The sequence below is a fragment of the Balneola sp. genome (assembly GCA_003712055.1).
In the GTDB taxonomy this organism is placed as follows: Bacteria; Bacteroidota; Rhodothermia; order Balneolales; family Balneolaceae; genus RHLJ01.
Genome location: RHLJ01000007.1, coordinates 98,660 through 117,803 on the forward strand (window position 1 = coordinate 98,660; position 19,144 = coordinate 117,803).

The window sequence follows — 19,144 nt, forward strand, 5'->3', positions numbered from 1 at the left end:
GGAGTTCATTACTAGCTATATTGCGTCGTTTATTTAGGATAATTTGGTAAACCAACCTTATGGGTGATAGTAATAAAACAGCTACACAAGACATTTTTGCGAAAGCATTTGGGTTCACAAAAGCGGATGAAGTAAAGGATGCAGGACTGTATCCATATTTTAAACCTTTAGAGGCTACAGACGGAACTATTGTAGAAATTGAAGGCCATGAAGTTATCATGGCAGGTTCCAATAACTATCTCGGCCTTACAAATGATCAGCGCACAATCCAGGCAGCCCAGGCAGCACTTACAAAGTACGGTACAGGTTGTACCGGCTCTAGATATTTGAATGGTACTCTTGATATTCACTTGGAGCTCGAAGAAAAGCTTGCCGAGTTTATGGGCAAAGAATCATGTGTACTCTTCAGTACTGGATACCAGACTAATGAAGGTTCGATTCAAACCATAGCAGGAAGAAACGATATTATATTTTCTGACCGTGATAATCATGCCTGTATTGTTGTTGGTACCCTTTGTTCAAACGCAAAGACAGTTCGTTATCAGCATAACGATACTGATCAACTTAGAAAGTTTTTAGAGAAAGCTGATCCCGATGCCGGAAAGATTATTATTTCTGACGGAGTTTTCTCAATGTCAGGTACACTTGCCAAAATACCTGAGTTGGTTTCCTTAGCTAAAGAATTTGGTGCAAGATTATATCTTGACGATGCCCATGCAGTGGGAGTTGTTGGAGAAGGTGGGAGAGGATCAGCATCTGTGTTTGGTCTTACTGATGAAGTTGATTTGATCAGTGGTACTTTTTCTAAATCATTTGCTTCATTAGGTGGTTTTTTAGTTGGTGATCGTCCAATCATTGAGTATATCAGACATCACTCACCAGCCCATATCTTTAGTGCGTCCATGCCTCCAGCTAATGTTGCTACAGTGCTCACAGCTCTTGAAATTTTGCAGGAAGAGCCATGGAGAATAAAGCGATTAGAGGAAATATCCATCTATATGAGAACTGAGCTCGAGAATCTTGGGTTCAACGTGTGGACAAGCCAGTCACCAATTATCCCGGTTGTTATAGGTGATATGTGGGACTGTTTCAAATTCTGGAAAGATCTTTTCGAAGAAGGAGTATATGCTAATGCGGTAATTCCTCCTGCGGTTCCTCCTGGTCAATCACTACTTCGAACTAGCTACATGGCTAGCCATACCAATGATCATCTGGATCAGATTTTAGAGGCCTTCCGGAAAGTTGGCTTGATGCATGGCATCATCGACAATAACGGCCATTCAAAAAACTAAGCCCTGGCATGAGTACCAGCGGAGTTACTTTCGTTAATACGGAAGAGGAAAAAAAGAAATTCCTGGAATTTCAGTACGATCATTACAAAGCGGATACATACTTTGTACCCCCTCTTCGGATGGATCAAAAAAAGCTGCTCAGTACAGAGAAGAATCCCTTCTTCAATAATGCAGAAATGGCCCTGTTCATTGCTGAACACAACGGACAAATAGCCGGGAGGATTTCAGCGGTAGTAGATCATCGCTTTAACGAATACCATGGTAGAAAAACAGGTCATTTCGGTTTTTTTGAATGCATCGACCATCAGCCAACAGCTAATTTATTATTCAGGGTAGCAGAAGATTGGCTGAAAGAAAAAGGGATGGAGGATGTATTAGGCCCGGCCAGTCCTGGTATGATGGATATGATCGGATTTCTTGTAGACGGATTTGAAAAAGATCCTTATATACTAATGCCGTATTCAAAACCTTACTATGAAAAATTGGTAACGGCTGCAGGTTATGAACAAGAAATGGATTTACTGGCATTTCTTGTGGACAAGGATAATGTAGCTCTCGATAGGGTTGAACGTGCAAAACAGATTGTTTTCAGGAGAAATCCAGGCCTTGTCATCCGTCCTGTAGTTTTAAAGGAAATGGATAAGGAGGTAGAAATTATCCGGGCTATTTATAACGATACCTGGAAGCACAACTGGGGATTTCTTCCACTTACCCAGGAAGAACTGGCTGCTACTGCTCAGGATTTTAAAATGATCTTGGACCCTGACTTTGCTCATATAGCTGAAATAGATGGTGAGCCTGTTGCCTTTTCAGTAGGTATCCCTGATTTGAATATTTTATTTAAGAAAATGAATGGAAATCTTTTTCCATTCGGAATATTCAGATTACTGTTAGGTAGGCGTAAAATTAAAAGGTATAGAACTGCGCTTATGGGTGTGTTACCGGAAGTTCAAGGTCGTGGTATCGATGCATTGCTCCACCAGGCAGCAATCGAAAAAGGCTTAGGTAAGGGGTACACAGAATCAGAGTTAAGTTGGGTTCTTGGGAATAACCATGAGATGATTCGAACGGCAGAAAAAATTGGTGCCAGGTTAGATAAAACCTATCGGATGTATTCAAAGAAATTAGCCTAATTAAAGGCGCACTTCCTTACCTTTAGTCGAACTGAGAAAAAGAGATATTACTATGAGTGATTTTCGAATCGAAAAAGATTCTATGGGAGAAATTAAAGTCCCGGCAAACGCTTTATATGGAGCTCAGACCCAACGAGCTCATGACAATTTTCCAATTAGTGGGATAAGGTTTAGCAAAGAGTTTATCCAGGCTCTTGGCTATATCAAAAAGTCAGCAGCTCTTGTTAACGGAGAGCTTGGATTGGTTGATGAACATGTAGTGGCAGCTATTGATATGGCTGCTCAAGAAGTGATCGATGGAAAACACGATAAAGAATTTGTGATCGATATCTTTCAAACCGGATCCGGAACTTCCAGTAATATGAATGCTAATGAGGTGATTAGTCATCTCGCCAATGAGAAAAAGCAAAATACCCCTGTACAAATCCACCCAAATGACCATGTTAATTTTGGGCAGAGTTCTAACGATGTGATTCCTACTGCAATTAGAATATCATCGTTATTATCAGTAAAGAAGCAATTAATTCCGGCGCTTACCCATCTCAAAGATACTTTTCTAAACAAAGGAAAAGAGTTTGCGCATGTTGTGAAAACAGGCAGGACTCACCTCATGGATGCAATGCCAGTCACTATTGAGCAGGAGTTTAGTGGGTATGCCCGGCAAGTAGAGTTAGGTATTGAAAGAGTAGAAGCAGCTTTGGAAAGACTTAAAGAACTTCCTCAGGGTGGTACGGCAGTAGGTACTGGAATCAATACTCATCCTGAATTTGGAAATAAGTTTGCCGCCAAAGTATCTGAGTTAACAGGGTATGATTTCATTGAAGCTATAAATCATTTTGAAGCTCAGTCAACGGTAGATGCCCCTGTAGAATTAAGCGCTCAGCTGAAAACAATTGCTGTTAGCCTACTAAAGATTGCTAACGATTTAAGATGGATGAATTCGGGACCAAATAGCGGGATTGGGGAGATACAATTGGCTGCACTTCAGCCAGGATCATCTATCATGCCTGGCAAAGTGAATCCGGTAATTGAAGAAGCTACAACGATGGTTTGTGCTCAGGTAATAGGCAATGATGCAACGATTACTATTGCAGGACAATCAGGTAATTTTGAGTTGAATGTGATGCTTCCGGTTGTGGCGCACAATTTATTGGAATCCATTCGAGTATTAGCAAATACAGCAAGAAATTTAGCAGACCGATCAGTTGCTCAACTAACAGTTAAGGAAGATGTAATTGCTGATATGGTAGGGAGAAATCCAATTTTAGTAACAGCATTGAACCCCATTATTGGGTATGATCTTGCGGCAAAAATAGCAAAAAAAGCATTTGCTGAAGGTCGGCCATTGAAGGAAGTTGCTAAAGAAATGACAGAGTTATCCGACGAAGAGTTGGATCAGGCATTAGATCCTATGAAGATGACGAAGGGAGGATTTGCCGAATAAAGAGTAATCGGTAAACTCAATATTTATAACAGGTTTTAAGTGACAAAATTACCAGATTTAACGGTTTGATCACTTTATAAAAACCCTTGTTTCTCTTATATTGGAAGCCCTTTCTTGAGAGGCAATAAATCCAAAATCTAAACTCCAAACTATGGCTGAGGTTAAGGCAACCAAGACTCGAAAAACCTTTACACAAGCACAAAAAAAGGAAGTGCTTAGCGATTTCCGAATAGGTTGGGTGAGTCGGTATATGTCCTTAGTTGGCCGTAAAGAAGTGCTTTCTGGTAAAGCTAAGTTTGGGATTTTTGGTGATGGAAAAGAGATACCTCAGATCGCAATGGCGAAGGTATTTAGAGAAGGAGACTTTAGATCAGGTTATTACCGGGATCAAACGTTTATGATGGCTATTGGGGAGTTGACTACCCATCAATTTTTCGCTCAATTATATGCTCATCCTGATGAGAAGGCAGATCCATTTTCTGCCGGAAGACAAATGAACTCTCACTTTGCAACGCGTTTGCTGGATGAAGAGGGTAACTGGATTGATCAAACCAAATCGAAGAATACTTCTTCAGATATTTCTCCAACTGCCGGGCAAATGGCTAGATTGGTTGGTTTAGCTCAAGCTTCAAAAGTATATCGTCAAAGCTCGGAGCTACAAAAGGGTGGTTGGAAGAAATTTTCTAATGGAGGAAATGAAGTAGCATTTGGAACAATAGGGGATGCAAGTACTTCAGAAGGGGTTTTTTGGGAATCTATTAATGCAGTTGGTGTTTTGCAGCTACCATTTGTAATGTCTGTTTGGGATGATGGTTATGGTATTTCCGTACCCAAAGAGTTTCAGACAACAAAGGGGAGTATTTCCAAAGTTCTTTCCGGTTTCCAAAGAACGGAAGATGAATCGGGATACGAGATTCTTACAGTCAAAGCCTGGGATTATCAGGATCTGATCAAAACTTATGAAAGAGCGGCTGAGATAGCTCGTACAGAGCATGTACCCGTACTCGTACATGTTGAGGAGGTGACTCAGCCTCAGGGGCATTCTACTTCAGGTTCTCATGAGCGATATAAGTCTAAAGATAGACTGGAGTGGGAAGTAGAGTACTGCTGTTTACAACAACTTAGAAAGTGGATTCTCGCGAAGAAAATTGCCACTGAAGCAGATCTCGACCAAATTGAAACAGAAGCACTTCAAGAAGTAACCAAGGCAAAACTAGAAGCATGGGACGCTTACATCTCTCCGATGAAGGAAGAGAAGAATTTTGTAATGGAAAGAGTGAACACTCTTTTTGAGGAAACGGGGGATTCCAGGCTTGAAGCGCTTATTAAGAAAATTAAAATCATCCCAAATGCTATCCGAAAGGATATTTTACCGGTAGCGAAAAAGGCGATAAGATATACCGTAGGATCAGAGAGCTCTTCCAGAAAAGAGCTGCTGGATTGGTTGAATGAGAGTAAATCGGTTAATGAAGAACGATATAATTCTCATTTACTAAGTGAGACTCCGCATTCACCCTTAAACATAGACCATGTAGCTCCTGCTTTCGATGACAAGCCAGATATGGTTGATGGCAGGATTATCGTTCGCGATAATTTTGACAAGCTTTTTGAAGAATATCCTCAGCTTCTCACTTTTGGCGAAGACGTTGGTGCACTCGGTGATGTAAACAAAGGCCTTGAGGGACTCCAGGAAAAATATGGACAGCTCCGCGTTTCTGATACAGGTATTCGGGAAGCGACCATTCTAGGGCAAGGGATTGGAATGGCTCTTCGTGGCCTTCGTCCGATTGCTGAAATCCAGTACCTCGATTACCTACTATACTGTTTTTATGTGCTTAGTGATGATCTTGCTTCACTAAGATATCGAACCAAAGGGGGGCAAACTGCTCCGGTTATTATCAGAACTCGTGGACATCGACTGGAAGGGATTTGGCATTCAGGGTCTCCAATGGGTGTCATATTAAGTGGAGCTCGCGGAGTTCATTTATGTGTTCCTAGAAATCTTACCGAAGCTGCAGGATTCTATAATACTCTGCTAAAAGGAGACGACCCTGCCATTGTAATTGAACCACTAAATGGGTATCGACTGAAAGAACCTCAACCAAACAATATTGGGGAGTTTACTACTCCGCTTGGTATTCCGGAGGTGTTAAATGAAGGTTCTGATATCACTGTTGTTTCTTATGGTTCAACACTTAATATCATTTCATCAGTTGTACCACAACTTGAAGAAGTGGGCATCTCTGTAGAGCTTATTGATGTAAGAACGCTTATGCCATTCGATATCAATCATTCTATTGTAGAGTCAGTGAAGAAAACCAATCGTCTTTTGGTTGTGGATGAAGATGTTCCAGGCGGAGCCTCAGCGTTTATCCTGCATCATATTCTCCAGGAGCAAAAAGGGTACTTCCATTTAGATTCAGAACCTCGATGTTTAACAGCTAAAGAACATCGTCCTGCGTATGCATCGGATGGGGATTACTTCAGCAAACCTAATGCAGAAGATATCTTTGACGAGGTTTATGATATGATGAGGGAATGTGAGCCGGAGAAATTTCCAGCAATCTATTAAGCTTTCCTTTTCAAATCTTTTTATAAGTCATCCTGAGCATACTTTCGAAGGATCTGAATAGATATCCGGTTAGATACTTCGGCGGTAGCCTCAGGATGACTGGGTAATAAATGGATGTTGGACAGATTCAGGATTCTGGGTCAACGCTCTCTTTTTTCTTTTCTCTTTTTCTTTAACTCCATATAGGTCTCGTAATCTTCACCAAGATCATCGATCATTTCGTTTAGTTCTTCGCTCTTTTTCTTGTGGTCAGCAATTATTTTAACAATAGAGCCTAACATACCTAAGGCTAGAATGATGAAGATGGTGGACATTAAATTAGCCCTCTTGCTTTCAACTCAAGATATTTGTTGATAGCATTTACTGAGAGTTCTTTAGGAGGAGTAAGGATGGTTTGGATCCCACTTCGGTTTAATGCCTTGACGATTTCCTTTTTTTCGTAATTAAATTTTTCTGCTACGATTTTAGTATATACTTCGCCTACATTTTCCGGATCATCCTTTATGAATGCTTCCAGTTCAGTGTTTTGAAAGAAAACCACAACGAGCAGATGATCTTTAGCAATACGCTGCAAATAGGGGAGTTGTCGCTTCATAGAAGAGACGGTCTCAAAATTAGTATAAAGCATCACCAGGCTTCGCTGGTTAATATGTCTTCTCAGGGAAATGATTAAGCGTTCAAAATCAGATTCCAGGAAATTTGTCTCCAGGTTGTATAACGCATCCTGGATACGTTGTATATGTACCCTTCTCCGTTCCGGCTTCACAACGGTAGAGCTGTTATGTGAAAAAGTGACAAGTCCAGCTTTGTCGTCTTTAATCAAGGAGATGTTGGCCAATACTAAGCTCGTATTAATCGCATAATCCAGTAGATGTAACCCGTCGAAAGGCATTTTCATTACCCTGCCCATATCAATTACATTGATCACTTGCTGGGAGCGCTCATCCTGAAATTGATTTACCATCAAGGATTGAGAACGCGCAGTTGCCTTCCAGTTTATGGACCGAACATCATCGCCTTGCACATACTCTTTGATCTGGTCGAATTCCATGGTATGTCCGATACGTCGTATTTTTTTGATTCCAATATCTGTGAGCCGGTTAGAGATGGCATACATTTCAAATTTGCGCATCTGGATAAAGGAAGGATACACCGGAATCATAGCAGGCTCTTCAAAAGCATATTTTCTTCGAAGTAAACCAATTTGCGAAGCCGCAAAAACTAAAATACTTCCAAAGTGGTATTCACCTCTTTCAGTTGGTCGAAGCTCATACTTTTTGACGAGTTCTTCTCCGGATTTCATCAAAAAAGAAAAGTTGAAATCCCTTTGCTGGAATTGGGAAGGAATTTCATCTATCAACTTGACCAAAGCTGAAAATGCATAGTTGTTAGTGATGGAAATAGAAACGGGGTTCTCATCGCCGTTCGAAAAACGTTGGGGAAGTGTTCTTCTGGCTTGGATTCCATTTATTCGGTACAAAAGCAGAAAGTCGATCAACAATAAGACTCCAAACACCAGGAGCAGTACTTCTGCAATAGCTGCAAAAGTGGTATAAAAATACCCTACTACAAATAGCACAGCATTTAAGGCAGCAAGCTGAAAGAAGCGATTGCTTAGATATAAAGAGCGTAGAAAAGCCTTTATCGAGGTACCTCCACTTTTTCGAGAATTACCTGAATTACCTGGTCGGTCCTTATTCCTTCCATTTCTTTTTCGGGAGTAAGGGTTACCCGATGTCTTAGTACATGTCTAATTACATACTTTACGTCTTCGGGAGCGATGAAATCCCGGCCTTGAATTGCAGCCCATGCCTGGCACGCTCTCATTACATATACTGAAGCTCTTGGCGAAGCACCAATAGAAAGAGAACTACTATTTCGAGTATTCTGAATTATCTGAGCAATGTAATTCATGAGTGCCTCTTCAACATGTACCTGGCTAACTAAGGCTCGTTGCTCTTCAATTTCCTTAGAGTTAATCACCTTATTTAGTGAAGCTATATCAAGCTTATTTTTACGCCCATAGCTACCAGCTATAATATTTACTTCTTCTTCAAGGCTTGGGTAAGGCACTTCAATTTTGAACAAGAAACGATCGAGCTGAGCTTCTGGCAATCGATATGTTCCTTCATGTTCAATTGGGTTCTGGGTAGCAATTACCATAAACGGAGAGTCCATTAGATAAGTAGTTCCATCAACGGTAATTTGCTTCTCTTCCATTACTTCAAAAAGGGCAGCCTGAGTTTTAGCAGGAGACCGATTGATTTCATCGATTAAAACCAGATTCGAAAAAACGGGGCCTTTTTTGAAATCAAACTCAGTGGTTTTAGGGTTGAATACAGAAGTACCTATTACATCGGCAGGCATTAAATCAGGGGTAAACTGTATTCGCGAGAAGTCAGAATCTATTACCTGAGCAAGAAGTTTGGTTGTAAGTGTTTTTGCTACTCCGGGCACTCCCTCAATTAACACATGTCCTTCTGCAAGCAAAGCGGTGATCAGCAAATCAATCATTTGATGTTGTCCGACAATTACCTTGCCCACTTCTTCTCTGATCTTCTGCACCAGGGAATTAATTCCACTTAGATCAATACGTGATTGAAACGAACTTTCATTAGTATCCTCACTAGTTTGAAGCGTTTCTGATTGCTGTTCATCCGGAGTTTGATCGTCAATACTCATCGTAAACTTTGTTTATAGAATCGATCGATTCTTTGTGTTATGATTGTAAGTTCTTGTTCTGTGATTTCTTCTTTTGAATTAAGCAGAAGAATCAGGTCGAAAAGCTTTTCTATTTCTTCTAAAAAAATACCAGATCGATCCGATACAGCTTTGATGAAAGTATCATCTATAATTTGAGTATTAAGATTTAGGTTCGAACGGATATACTCAAGAAAGAAGAGGTATTTTTTTTGGAACATGGTTTTGTGAGAACCCTGTTCCAAATAGAGGCTACCAATAGTATTGGCAAAAGCAATGGTAGTGTTTTTTGGTTTAGCTAAAACAGGTATGATTCGCTGCTCTCTTTTGCTTCTAAAAATCATAAATAAAAGGATAGCAGCTACTGAAATAAACCACCCATTTCTTAAAGGGGTGTTGGCCAATATATAGCGCATCGGAGAAAGCTCGATTTCCCTGTATCGCTTATAATACTCATCCCAGATAGTTGGTCTTACCGGTAGATACGATAACGCGGTAAAAGCATAAGAAGCCAGTTCCGTTTCCTTCATATAGAAGTTGGTAAAAGCTAATGGATTAGAATGCAGGAAGAAGGCTCCTTCGCCATGTTCAACCCTTATAAAGTTAACTTCACCATATTGATTGGTTCCAAGCGAGGTAGTTGAGGAAGAATCTACTTTTAGGAAATAATTTCTTAGCTCTCCGTTGAATTTCCATCCATCCGGATCTTTTAAAGCAGGGTTGGAAAAATTGCTGATAATGGTCTGATCAAATCGCGTACTATCAAAGGGTGTGTAATAGTAATCAGTAGAAATATTTAGGGTATCAGCAAGTTTCCCGGAGAAGGATAAAGCAGCCATGAACACATAATTTCCCTCAGAAACCTCATCTAGTAATAACTCGGTTTCCCATGGATCAATTGACAGAGATCGGTCGATAAATACCCAATTACGAACAGGAGGTTGGTATGAATCTCCCAACGAAATAAAGATCGGATCCATGTTAATCCCTAATTGTTCTCCGGGGAATAAGTGATCCAATTCATTAAAAAGGATATAGGTGCCAAAAGGCTTTTTATGAGTACTAATATAAGACTGGCTCCAGTCGATAGGTTTTGGGCCATAAATCTGAAATCCTATATAGGCTAACACGATGCTGGCAATGAAAGCGATATAGATATACTGCTTTTTCATGCCTTTTTTAAACTTTGCTCGAAATGCGAATAAGTCTCAGATACTTTCTTATATCCCGGCTCATCAATTTCAAAGTCACCATATTCTACATAGTTATAGAATGTAGTTAATGTCTTGAAGCTGCTTTTTGAAGGGTGATCCCCAATCTCCAATAAATAATCGTGATTGGTCTTATCCTGAGCCCAATTTATGACCTCATGTGCATTTAACGCTTGTAATGCTTTTAAATAAGTAAAACGAAGGGCGTCGTGAAAGTTTTTTTTGGCGAGTGCATTTTTTAGTAATTGATCCAGGTCCTCATTTTCAATATGCTCTGTACCGAGAGATAATCGGATTTTTTTTGATGGAGATTTACCTGAGAATGCACTTCCCAGGTTACCCTGTATGAATTGATTAACAAGTAATACTATGACGCCAATAAAAATGAGGACAAAGATTAGCTTGACTAGTGTACCGCCAACCGTTTTAGAAAAAAAGAAGTCGAGCTTATTAAGAATCCAAAGTAGAATATTTTGCCAAAATGAACTCGAATTTGCTACTGCAACATCATAATTGAATTCAGGGTCATTAGCATAATCCTCAATATCTGTGAGGTTTGGATCTCTAACCTCTACATAAGAGTCATCAGGACTGAGTTCTGAAACATATACCTCTTGAGCAAAGCCATGAACATAGCAAAGTGAAAAAATAAACAGGGCAATAAAACGCTGAATACTCCGCCCTTTATTCATCCCTAGCACTTAGTTCATCAATTTTAGAAATCATACCAGTTCCTTCTTTAAGCTCTTTTAGATTGAAATAGTAAAAAGTTAGTCCAAGCATATAGAACATTTGCAGGAAGGAGATCATTAAAAAAGGAAACTGAAGAATAATGGTTTCCACAACTACGTAAGCGAACCCCGTAATTATTCCAAGCGCAGAACCTATTTCCAAAACGATGTAGAGGGGAACAAGTATGAGGAAAGAAGAAAGGAACATTACCGTTCCAAAAATGATCAGAACAGCGCATGTATTCCACCATTGGTCTTTGGTAATATTCCAAGACCATTCTAATGCCTGAGTCGATCGGTTATCTTCGAGTATGCCGGATATAGACGAAAGTGAAAGCTTCACACCAACAAATAAAGCCCCGACTACAAAAGCAATAACACTAACGGTGGTTGCAATATTTACCAGGATAGAGATTCCAATAATTCTCCAGAAGTATTCATGAATAACATCGAAGTAATAAGAAAGTGGTACAGAATCAGCTCCATCTCTGATTTGTTTGACCTGGCCGGTAACTATAATTATGGAAAATACGGAAGAAATGAGCCCAAGAATATTTGAAATAAACCCAAGAGGTGTACTTGGTCGGATTATATCAAGAAAAGTTACCTCTGCGTTTGGGTTGTTAATCTCGTAAACCGCCGTAATCGTAGAGTCGATAAGAATGATTGGGAGAATAAAAACAGAAAAACCCAATAAAAAAGATTTAGAATGAAGTCTGAAATATGCTAGGCTATCTGAAAACAGTTCAGAAAGATTTCGTCTTTTTTGGAATTCAAAGGGTGAGATATGATTGTTCATGATATGCCCAGTCTGTCTATTTCGGTTGCTAATCCTCCACCTTCCTTCCGTTCAACAAGGTTAAAGTAATGAATACCCAGGGCGATAAATTGTGCCGAAGAGGCAAGAGCTTGTACAAAATAGAAGGAAGCGTAAGCTGCTCCTATAATTAGGCCAATGTTTTCCTGAAAATCAGCTCCAAATATGAATGTTAAGAGTCCACTTAAAATACCCAGGGGTATGGAGGCCAACATCGAAAGTACGGCAAACACAATCCCGATAACGAAATACACTCCAAAGGTAAACCAGAAATAATTACTAGTAAGTGTCCATGATCGCATAATTGCGTTAGAAATATTTCCGTCTTCAATAAAAAGAACCACAGGATAAAGAGCTAACCTTGTGAAAACGAAGAAGAGGAAGATATAAAACGCAGTAATTAAAATAGCTACTACAACAGGTTCTCCGAGACTTGAAACGATACCCATGAATACTAATATGAGTACTACGAATACAAAAGTCATTAAAATGCTGGCAATAATGATGTGAAATAACTTGCCAAACATTCCCCGGCTGAACTCAGAAAGTGTTTCAGGTATCTCTCCAAGGCTGGCGTGTCGTATATGCTGATAAGTAACTGCTACTAACATAATTATTGCGATTACGACAAGCGAGATTCCCAAAAAGAAGCTTAATCCAAACGCACCAAAACCTCCCGAATCTACCATTACATCAACGTTTTGAAATAAAAGTGCGAAAGATCCACCAAATAGGATCACACCGACAATAAGCGGAGCAAAAACGAATACGGAAAAAGCTTTTGCCATAGAGCGCCAATATACCCGGTAGTAGGTAAAAGTATCAGAGAGGATGTCTCCAAAAGAGCGGATTTTCTTGAGATTAAATAGAGTGTTAGTTTCCATGAGAAGTGAGTTTATATTTCCAGGGGAGGAGGATATAGAAGTAGATAATGAAACTTGCTGATAGTACAATAATAGCGAGACTTAGCCAGACGGGCATTTCAGTGTACCGGGTTACAAAAGATTCAAGAAGCCCTGCCATTATAAAAACTGGGACCAGGCCGATAATCATTTTAACACCATCTTTTGCACCTTTTGAAAAAGACCTGAATCGGCTTAATGTTCCTGGAAATAGAAAGCTATTACCGAGTACAAAACCTGCTGCACCAGCAATTACTATAGCGGATAGTTCTAAGGTGCCATGAATAAAGACAACCAATAGCGCTTTGTTCAAAAGATTATAGCCACTAAAGAACTGAAAAAAAGCACCAACCATTATACCATTTTGAAAAAGGATATATGCCGATCCGATAGATGTCATTAAGCCAGCCACAAAGGCAAAAAAAGAAACTCTGATATTGTTAATTGTGATCATGAAGAACATATCCATTTGGCGGGAATCTTTATAAACAGCCAGGGGGTCTCCATTCTCTATATTGCTCATTGTCATATTTACATAGGCATCGCCTATTATTACCCTAACAAAAGTAGCATCATTTGCCTGGGATAAAGCTCCAATACAAATCGCAATTGCAAATACCAGGAATGAGTATAAAAGCTCTTTTTGTTTGGAAGCGTAGAGTTGAGGAAGTTCGGTTGTCCAGAAGGTTATAAGGCGTCCATATTCTTCCTTTTTCGTTTTGTGAATAGAGTCGTGGACTTTAACGGTGAGCTGGTTTAGATAAAGAACCGTTTTCGATTTTGGATAATGACTTTGAGCGTAAGCAAGGTCATTGGTAAGCTCTGTATATAGCTCGGCTAGCTCATCCGGATCATGAGTTTTTCTTCCTGCTAGTAAAGCCTCAAAACTGCGCCACTTTTCTGCATTTTTTCTTAAAAAGGCGACCTCACGCATTAGTCATGTTTTATTTGTGGAAGAATGAATAACTCCCGAATTTGACCAATCAATAGTAGTGTATTCGGATCTAAATAAAAACTTAAATGCTCAATACTTTAGGAGTTGAAACCAATCAACATGTGCAGCTAACATATCAGGCCGCTGGTACGTTCGAACGTTGCCTTGCTTTCGTTATCGACGGTATTTTGATCATCATTTATGCATGGCTTGTTGATAAAATATGGGACTTTATTACACCCAGTGAAGTTAGTTTTCAATCAGAGTTTTCTTGGATTCAATTTGTAATCGTGGTTATTCCGATTATGCTCTATCATTTGGTGATAGAAATAATCTGGAAAGGGTTTAGCGTTGGCAAAAAGATGGTAGGAATTAGAGTTACCAGAAAGGATGGTAGCCGACCTGAGCTGGGAGATTATGTAATCCGTTGGCTATTCCGATTTTTTGAGATAACATTTACCGGAGGCATCGTTGCTGTCGTTTCAACATTAGTAAATGGGAAGGGGCAGCGTTTAGGAGATATGGCTGCTGGGACATCTGTTGTAAAAGTGGGAAGTAAGATTTCTTTGAATCAAACAATCCTGGCCGAATTGGACTTACACTACGAACCAATTTTTCAACAGGTAATCGAGCTTACTGATGAGGATGTGACCATTATCAGGGATGTACTCTCAGCCAGGAAAAATTACGAACAAAGTACCTGGATAAAAATGCTTGAGAAAACAAGAAGGCTCATTGAGAAAAAAACAGGTGCAGTAGCGGAAGAGCTGGACACGATAGATTATTTAGTTACAATCATAAAAGACTATAACGCCCTTCACGGATCTATCTAAAATAAAGTATCGATAAAAACAGCTACCCAAACCATGGGCAAGTAGATAATTGAAGCAAACATAAGCTTTCGGGCGTTCAGCCTAGTTCTATCTCTTGCGAATCGAATGCTATAAACCAGAAACATAATAGCTAGGAGCGTACTAAGTACGAGGAAAGTAATTCCTGATACTCCGAATTCATAAATGAAATAGCTCAAAGGAAATAAAAGAAGCGTACAGAGAATGGCATAAAAGGCAGTTTTTTTGCCCGCAGTGTCATTTTTTGGAAGCATTTTAAAACCGGCTCCCGAGTAATCATCTTTATACATCCAGGCTATAGCCATTACATGAGGTATTTGCCATAGAAACAGAATTCCGAAGAAGAGCCACATTCCGGGTTCTGTAATTGTCCCAGAAGCAGCTGCCCACCCGCCAACTGGAGGTAAAGCACCAGGAATTGCACCAACCATAATGTTAAAAGCAGAAACACGCTTCAATGGTGTATAAGCAGCCAGATAAATTAGCGCCGTTGCAAATGAAACCAATCCGGCAACCATATTTACCATTAACACAAGATAGGTAAGTCCACTAAACAGTAGAGTCAATGAAAAGACGGCTCCTTTTTGAGCAGGAACCCGCTGCGCAGGTAAAGGCCTTGACTCAGTACGTTTCATTAAGCCATCAAGATTACGCTCCATAAACTGATTATGTGCTCCGGTACCTGCTGCAATCAGGTATGTTCCAATCAGGGCATGAAGCATTGTAATGAAATCTATAGAACCTGCACTACCTACAACAAAGCCAACAAGCATACTAATAAGAACAGCGAAAGTAATTCCGGGCTTGGTAAGCTGGTAATAATCAGAAATGATCTCAGAAAAGGAACGCTGTACGGCGACTTTTTCTTCGTTTGAATGCATGTATTTAGTTGTCTAGAAGCGTAATTTCAAAGGCACAAAAGATACTTATTTCAATCCAAATTTGGTACCCATTCGTTCATGAAATTAAATCCCTACCAGAAGACAGCATTTGCAACTGTTTTTGCCACTTTATTTTTAATTCTGGTCGGGGGGTTGGTAAGAGCCGCAGGGGCTGGTTTGGGGTGCCCAGATTGGCCGAAATGTTTCGGTACATGGATTCCCCCGACTAATGTGGTTGATTTACCTCCCGAATTTGAGGCATCACAGTTCAATGTTTGGAAGACCTGGATAGAGTATGTAAACCGGTTGGTTGGGGTTGTGATCGGCTTACTCATAATAGCTACTTTCGTTCGATCATTTAGATATAGAAAGTCGGTGCCCAGTGTTTTCTATAGCTCAGGGGCAGCATTTGTACTGGTGCTGGTACAAGGTTGGCTAGGAGGGCAGGTAGTTAAAACGGGACTAAGCGAATGGATGATTACTATTCATATGATCTTGGCACTTATCATTGTAAATGTATTAGTCTATGCCAGTTTTAAATCTGCTACGGAGTTTATAAAGATCGAGCTTTCGGAAGCGGTACGAAAAAAATTATTTATTACGGGTTCTGTACTATTGGGTATCACCTTTATTCAATTAGTTTTGGGAACCCAGGTTAGAGAAGCAATTGATGTAATTAAAGAAGCGGATGGAATAATCCCTCCAAGATCAACCTGGATAGGTAAGGTAGGAGATATCTTTTCGATCCATCGCAGTTTTTCCTGGCTGGTTCTTATTTCGGGAGCAGTACTTATGTATTTTGTTTATAGACCTAAACTTTCAGGACCTATTTTTAAGTTAGCCAACCTGAATTTTGTCTTTATTCTTTCACAAATAGCTGCGGGAGTAATACTAGAGTATTTTGATATGCCCCCTGCATTTCAAGTAGTTCACCTTGTAGGTATAGCACTTATGGTTTGTGCTCAATTCTTGATGTTGCTAATGCTTCGCTTGCGAGTTACGGATTAAAGTTTCTCAAGTAACTGGTTAAGGAAAACCTTCATTTCCATAAGGTCTTTTTTCAAATTTGGAGAGAGAGAGGATGGCTCGTCAACTGCTTCATCTGTTCCGTCTAATACCTTTTTTACGCCTTCACTTGTATATTTTTTGTCTTCCAAAAGTTCTTTAATTCTAAAAATCAGATTTACATCGTCTTCACGGTAAACCCTGTTTCCTGCACTATTCTTTTTTGGGCTGAGCTGAGCGTAGGTCTTTTCCCAATTCCGAAGAACATGTGGAGCTAAACCAGTTAGCTTCGTGACTTCACCCATTGAGTAATACAATTTTTTCATAGTATTAAGAAAGTGTATTTTAGCACAGTTTTTTTAACCAACAAGAAAATCATTTCTAAACTTTTTTAAAAGGCTCCATTTTGCCAGAAATAGAAAACAGTTTTCCATTTGACATAAGTGTAGTTGTACCCCTCTTCAACGAAGCAGAATCATTACCAGAACTTGAACAAGCTATAGAATCTTCTTTGAAAGGGAAATACTCTTATGAGATAATATTCGTGGACGATGGATCTACAGATGAGTCATGGAAGGTAATAAAGTCTCTTGGTGAGAAAGGGGAGTACATAAAAGGAATTTCGTTCAGAAATAATCAGGGTAAAAGTGTTGCACTACAATCTGGTTTTGAAGCAGCATCAGGTAAATATGTGATTACCATGGATGCCGATTTGCAAGACGATCCACAGGAAGTACCAGAGATGGTTAAAATGCTCGAAGAGGGTTTTGATTTGGTAAGTGGTTGGAAAAAAGAACGTTTTGACCCCATCTCCAAGACCATACCATCCAAGTTCTTTAATTTTGTCACTAGTTCTGCTACCGGGATAAAACTACACGATTTCAATTGTGGGCTTAAAGCATATAAATCGGATGTGGTTAAGAACATCTATTTGTATGGCGAGCTGCATCGGTATGTACCAATGTTAGCTAAGAAAGAAGGATTTAATGCAATTACTGAGAAGATAGTTAAACATCATCCGCGAAAGTACGGAAGTACAAAATTCGGACTTTCAAGATTTATTAATGGCTTTCTGGATTTAATAACTATTCTTTTTGTTCAGCGCTATCTTCAAAAGCCGATGCATTTTTTTGGAAGTATAGGGATACTTTTACTTGCTGTTGGTGGCGTTATTAATATTTATATGGCAGTACTTCGTTTAGTATTCAACATGGGTATCGGAAGCAGGCCATTACTTTTTCTAGGCATCCTGCTAATGGTCCTTGGAGTTCAGTTCTTTTCAACCGGTCTATTGGGAGAACTCATCAATATCCACCATGTAGAAAAAAAGAAGCCGGGAATTAAAGAGAGCTTTTAAGCTATTTGAGTTTTCTACTCATTCGGTTCGAATAACTTCTTTCTCTCAAAGGCATACCGCTTACTGTAAAAATTGTAGAGAAATACGGTGCTTGTGGTAATTACTTTTGCAGCCAATAAGTGTTCTTCAAAGAAAGGGAGTTGAATGAGTAAATAGATAATGAGTGTACTCAACCCTAAGCCGATAACAGAAAAAATCACCGATAGATGGAAAGCAGTCGCTACCCTTCGGTGTAGCTCAAAAACAAAAGCTTTTTGAAGAAAGAAGTTGACTACCACAGCAGTAGAGTATGCTATGACCTGCGCGAGTACAACCGGTATTGAAACAACAAACTCAACGAGGGAGAAAAAAACTAAATAATTGATAGAGGTGGCAATCGCGGAATTTGCCCCGTATTTTAGTTTTGGAATAATAAAGCTCTTTACAGAGTGTTTGTTCATCTACAAACTCAAAGTTGGTAAAAAGGAAAGTAAAAATATTGCGGCTATTAAGTATATGTATAATTCTGCTCGCAGGAGGTAGTACCGTTTTAAGTCAGGAGGTTGACACACTTGAAACAGAGGAATTGCCCAAGTATTGGGATCATACTGAATGTGTAAGAAACCTTTTCATAGAATCTGATACCACCAAAGCTCGTTTTGGAGAGGGAGCTGAGATTGATTTTTTACTCGAACGCAGCTCTGATTGTGAAGAAGTAGGGCCAGTTTCAAGAAGGATAGCACTCCGGTACCTGGAATGGGGAGACACAACCTATGATGATATTGCAAGTGAGTCCAGGAGTAAAAAAGATCTTTTCAAGGAAGGGTTGTCCTGGGCAAAAACTTCAATCAGGCAGGATAGTACTGATCATGAGAATTATGAAATAGCCTCTACTGCATTTGCAGCTTTACTCACCGTTTCCAGACTTCGTACTCAAGCAAAGTTAGCTGATAGTGTAAGGATATATGCCGAAAGTGCCATTCGGCTTCATCCTGAAAATGACAGGGCTCATCACATCTTGGGAAGATGGCACTATGAAGTATCAAAACTAGGGTGGCTCACTAAATTCCTTTCGAGAGTTGTTTTCAGAGAACCTCAGGACGGATCTTTTGAAAAAGCAGAAGAGCACTTCAACAAAGCTATTGAATTGGATAATATTTCAACACATAGATTCTGGCTAGGGATGGCCTACCTCGAACAAGGTAAAAAAGAACAAGCCCTTGAGCAGTTTAGGATTATCCAAACGTTGCCTTATGTTCAACACAATGACGATTATCTTAAAGAAGAAGCAAAAAAGCTTATTGAAAAACATAGCTAATTTGCTACCATTCATTT

At 39.6% G+C, this 19,144-nt stretch carries 18 protein-coding genes; 8 read left to right on the forward strand and 10 right to left on the reverse strand.

Features of this window, described 5'->3' with window-relative positions; genetic code table 11:
* Nucleotides 1-59: 59 nt before the first annotated feature.
* From ED557_15035 to ED557_15050, 4 genes are all read left to right on the forward strand, one after another.
* Nucleotides 60-1,292, forward strand: coding sequence for an aminotransferase class I/II-fold pyridoxal phosphate-dependent enzyme (locus ED557_15035; protein RNC79393.1), 1,233 nt, complete (start codon nucleotides 60-62; stop codon nucleotides 1,290-1,292).
* 8 nt (nucleotides 1,293-1,300) lie between these two features.
* Nucleotides 1,301-2,425 (forward strand): GNAT family N-acetyltransferase, encoded by a 1,125-nt coding sequence (locus tag ED557_15040; protein RNC79394.1) that lies wholly within the window; start codon nucleotides 1,301-1,303, stop codon nucleotides 2,423-2,425.
* 52 nt (nucleotides 2,426-2,477) lie between these two features.
* Complete coding sequence (locus ED557_15045) at nucleotides 2,478-3,869, forward strand: class II fumarate hydratase (GenBank protein ID RNC79395.1); 1,392 nt, start codon at nucleotides 2,478-2,480, stop codon at nucleotides 3,867-3,869.
* Nucleotides 3,870-4,020: 151 nt separating this feature from the next.
* Complete coding sequence (locus tag ED557_15050; GenBank protein RNC79396.1) at nucleotides 4,021-6,441, forward strand: transketolase; 2,421 nt, start codon at nucleotides 4,021-4,023, stop codon at nucleotides 6,439-6,441.
* A 313-nt stretch (nucleotides 6,442-6,754) separates the two neighbouring features.
* Here ED557_15050 and ED557_15055 read toward each other — a convergent pair whose 3' ends face one another.
* The 7 genes from ED557_15055 to ED557_15085 are packed head-to-tail and all read right to left on the reverse strand — an operon-like array spanning nucleotide 6,755 to nucleotide 13,736.
* On the reverse strand, nucleotides 6,755-8,086 hold the full coding sequence (locus ED557_15055) for a DUF58 domain-containing protein (GenBank protein ID RNC79397.1): 1,332 nt from the start codon (nucleotides 8,084-8,086) through the stop codon (nucleotides 6,755-6,757).
* On the reverse strand, nucleotides 8,083-9,123 hold the full coding sequence (locus ED557_15060) for a MoxR family ATPase (GenBank protein RNC79398.1): 1,041 nt from the start codon (nucleotides 9,121-9,123) through the stop codon (nucleotides 8,083-8,085). Before ED557_15060 ends, ED557_15055 begins: the two co-directional genes overlap by 4 nt.
* Complete coding sequence (locus tag ED557_15065) at nucleotides 9,120-10,313, reverse strand: hypothetical protein (protein ID RNC79399.1); 1,194 nt, start codon at nucleotides 10,311-10,313, stop codon at nucleotides 9,120-9,122. The genes ED557_15060 and ED557_15065 overlap by 4 nt, the downstream gene beginning before the upstream one ends.
* Nucleotides 10,310-11,044 carry a DUF4129 domain-containing protein gene (locus ED557_15070; protein ID RNC79400.1) on the reverse strand — a complete coding sequence of 245 codons (735 nt, stop codon included), beginning with the start codon at nucleotides 11,042-11,044 and terminating at the stop codon, nucleotides 10,310-10,312. Before ED557_15070 ends, ED557_15065 begins: the two co-directional genes overlap by 4 nt.
* Nucleotides 11,037-11,882, reverse strand: coding sequence for a hypothetical protein (locus tag ED557_15075; GenBank protein RNC79401.1), 846 nt, complete (start codon nucleotides 11,880-11,882; stop codon nucleotides 11,037-11,039). Before ED557_15075 ends, ED557_15070 begins: the two co-directional genes overlap by 8 nt.
* Entirely contained in the window at nucleotides 11,879-12,784 is a 906-nt protein-coding gene (locus tag ED557_15080) for a hypothetical protein (protein ID RNC79402.1), read from the reverse strand. The genes ED557_15075 and ED557_15080 overlap by 4 nt, the downstream gene beginning before the upstream one ends.
* Nucleotides 12,774-13,736: a stage II sporulation protein M gene (locus ED557_15085; GenBank protein RNC79403.1), complete on the reverse strand. Its 963-nt coding sequence runs from the start codon at nucleotides 13,734-13,736 to the stop codon at nucleotides 12,774-12,776. Before ED557_15085 ends, ED557_15080 begins: the two co-directional genes overlap by 11 nt.
* 86 nt (nucleotides 13,737-13,822) lie before the next feature.
* On the opposite strand from ED557_15085, the gene ED557_15090 reads away from it, so the two are divergent.
* Entirely contained in the window at nucleotides 13,823-14,569 is a 747-nt protein-coding gene (locus ED557_15090) for an RDD family protein (protein RNC79404.1), read from the forward strand.
* On the opposite strand, the gene cyoE is transcribed toward ED557_15090, so the two are convergent.
* Nucleotides 14,566-15,468, reverse strand: coding sequence for a protoheme IX farnesyltransferase (gene cyoE, locus ED557_15095; protein ID RNC79405.1), 903 nt, complete (start codon nucleotides 15,466-15,468; stop codon nucleotides 14,566-14,568). The two genes, ED557_15090 and cyoE, sit on opposite strands and share 4 nt — an antisense overlap.
* A gap of 78 nt (nucleotides 15,469-15,546) precedes the next feature.
* Between cyoE and ED557_15100 the strand changes: the two genes are divergently transcribed.
* Entirely contained in the window at nucleotides 15,547-16,476 is a 930-nt protein-coding gene (locus ED557_15100; protein RNC79406.1) for a heme A synthase, read from the forward strand.
* Here the strand turns inward: ED557_15100 and ED557_15105 are convergent.
* A complete protein-coding gene (locus tag ED557_15105) occupies nucleotides 16,473-16,799 on the reverse strand; it encodes a MerR family transcriptional regulator (protein RNC79407.1) in 327 nt (108 codons plus the stop codon). The two genes, ED557_15100 and ED557_15105, sit on opposite strands and share 4 nt — an antisense overlap.
* Nucleotides 16,800-16,879: 80 nt before the next feature.
* On the opposite strand from ED557_15105, the gene ED557_15110 reads away from it, so the two are divergent.
* On the forward strand, nucleotides 16,880-17,830 hold the full coding sequence (locus tag ED557_15110) for a glycosyltransferase (GenBank protein RNC79408.1): 951 nt from the start codon (nucleotides 16,880-16,882) through the stop codon (nucleotides 17,828-17,830).
* Between the two features lie 14 nt (nucleotides 17,831-17,844).
* On the opposite strand, the gene ED557_15115 is transcribed toward ED557_15110, so the two are convergent.
* Nucleotides 17,845-18,270, reverse strand: a complete 426-nt coding sequence (locus ED557_15115; protein ID RNC79409.1) for a GtrA family protein — start codon at nucleotides 18,268-18,270, stop codon at nucleotides 17,845-17,847.
* Between the two features lie 14 nt (nucleotides 18,271-18,284).
* On the opposite strand from ED557_15115, the gene ED557_15120 reads away from it, so the two are divergent.
* Nucleotides 18,285-19,127, forward strand: a complete 843-nt coding sequence (locus ED557_15120; protein RNC79410.1) for a hypothetical protein — start codon at nucleotides 18,285-18,287, stop codon at nucleotides 19,125-19,127.
* Nucleotides 19,128-19,144 lie beyond the last annotated feature (17 nt).

What these genes read in the sequence shown, in the direction of transcription:
- ED557_15065 (RNC79399.1), bottom strand. Translation starts at nt 10,313, where the DNA reads ATGAAAAAGCAGTATATCTATATCGCTTTCATTGCCAGCATCGTGTTA.
- ED557_15050 (RNC79396.1), top strand. Translation starts at nt 4,021, where the DNA reads ATGGCTGAGGTTAAGGCAACCAAGACTCGAAAAACCTTTACACAAGCA.
- ED557_15075 (RNC79401.1), bottom strand. Translation starts at nt 11,882, where the DNA reads ATGAACAATCATATCTCACCCTTTGAATTCCAAAAAAGACGAAATCTT.
- ED557_15105 (RNC79407.1), bottom strand. Translation starts at nt 16,799, where the DNA reads ATGAAAAAATTGTATTACTCAATGGGTGAAGTCACGAAGCTAACTGGT.
- ED557_15035 (RNC79393.1), top strand. Translation starts at nt 60, where the DNA reads ATGGGTGATAGTAATAAAACAGCTACACAAGACATTTTTGCGAAAGCA.
- ED557_15100 (RNC79406.1), top strand. Translation starts at nt 15,547, where the DNA reads ATGAAATTAAATCCCTACCAGAAGACAGCATTTGCAACTGTTTTTGCC.
- ED557_15040 (RNC79394.1), top strand. Translation starts at nt 1,301, where the DNA reads ATGAGTACCAGCGGAGTTACTTTCGTTAATACGGAAGAGGAAAAAAAG.
- ED557_15070 (RNC79400.1), bottom strand. Translation starts at nt 11,044, where the DNA reads ATGAATAAAGGGCGGAGTATTCAGCGTTTTATTGCCCTGTTTATTTTT.
- ED557_15060 (RNC79398.1), bottom strand. Translation starts at nt 9,123, where the DNA reads ATGAGTATTGACGATCAAACTCCGGATGAACAGCAATCAGAAACGCTT.
- ED557_15090 (RNC79404.1), top strand. Translation starts at nt 13,823, where the DNA reads ATGCTCAATACTTTAGGAGTTGAAACCAATCAACATGTGCAGCTAACA.
- ED557_15045 (RNC79395.1), top strand. Translation starts at nt 2,478, where the DNA reads ATGAGTGATTTTCGAATCGAAAAAGATTCTATGGGAGAAATTAAAGTC.
- ED557_15080 (RNC79402.1), bottom strand. Translation starts at nt 12,784, where the DNA reads ATGGAAACTAACACTCTATTTAATCTCAAGAAAATCCGCTCTTTTGGA.
- cyoE (RNC79405.1), bottom strand. Translation starts at nt 15,468, where the DNA reads ATGCATTCAAACGAAGAAAAAGTCGCCGTACAGCGTTCCTTTTCTGAG.
- ED557_15115 (RNC79409.1), bottom strand. Translation starts at nt 18,270, where the DNA reads ATGAACAAACACTCTGTAAAGAGCTTTATTATTCCAAAACTAAAATAC.
- ED557_15085 (RNC79403.1), bottom strand. Translation starts at nt 13,736, where the DNA reads ATGCGTGAGGTCGCCTTTTTAAGAAAAAATGCAGAAAAGTGGCGCAGT.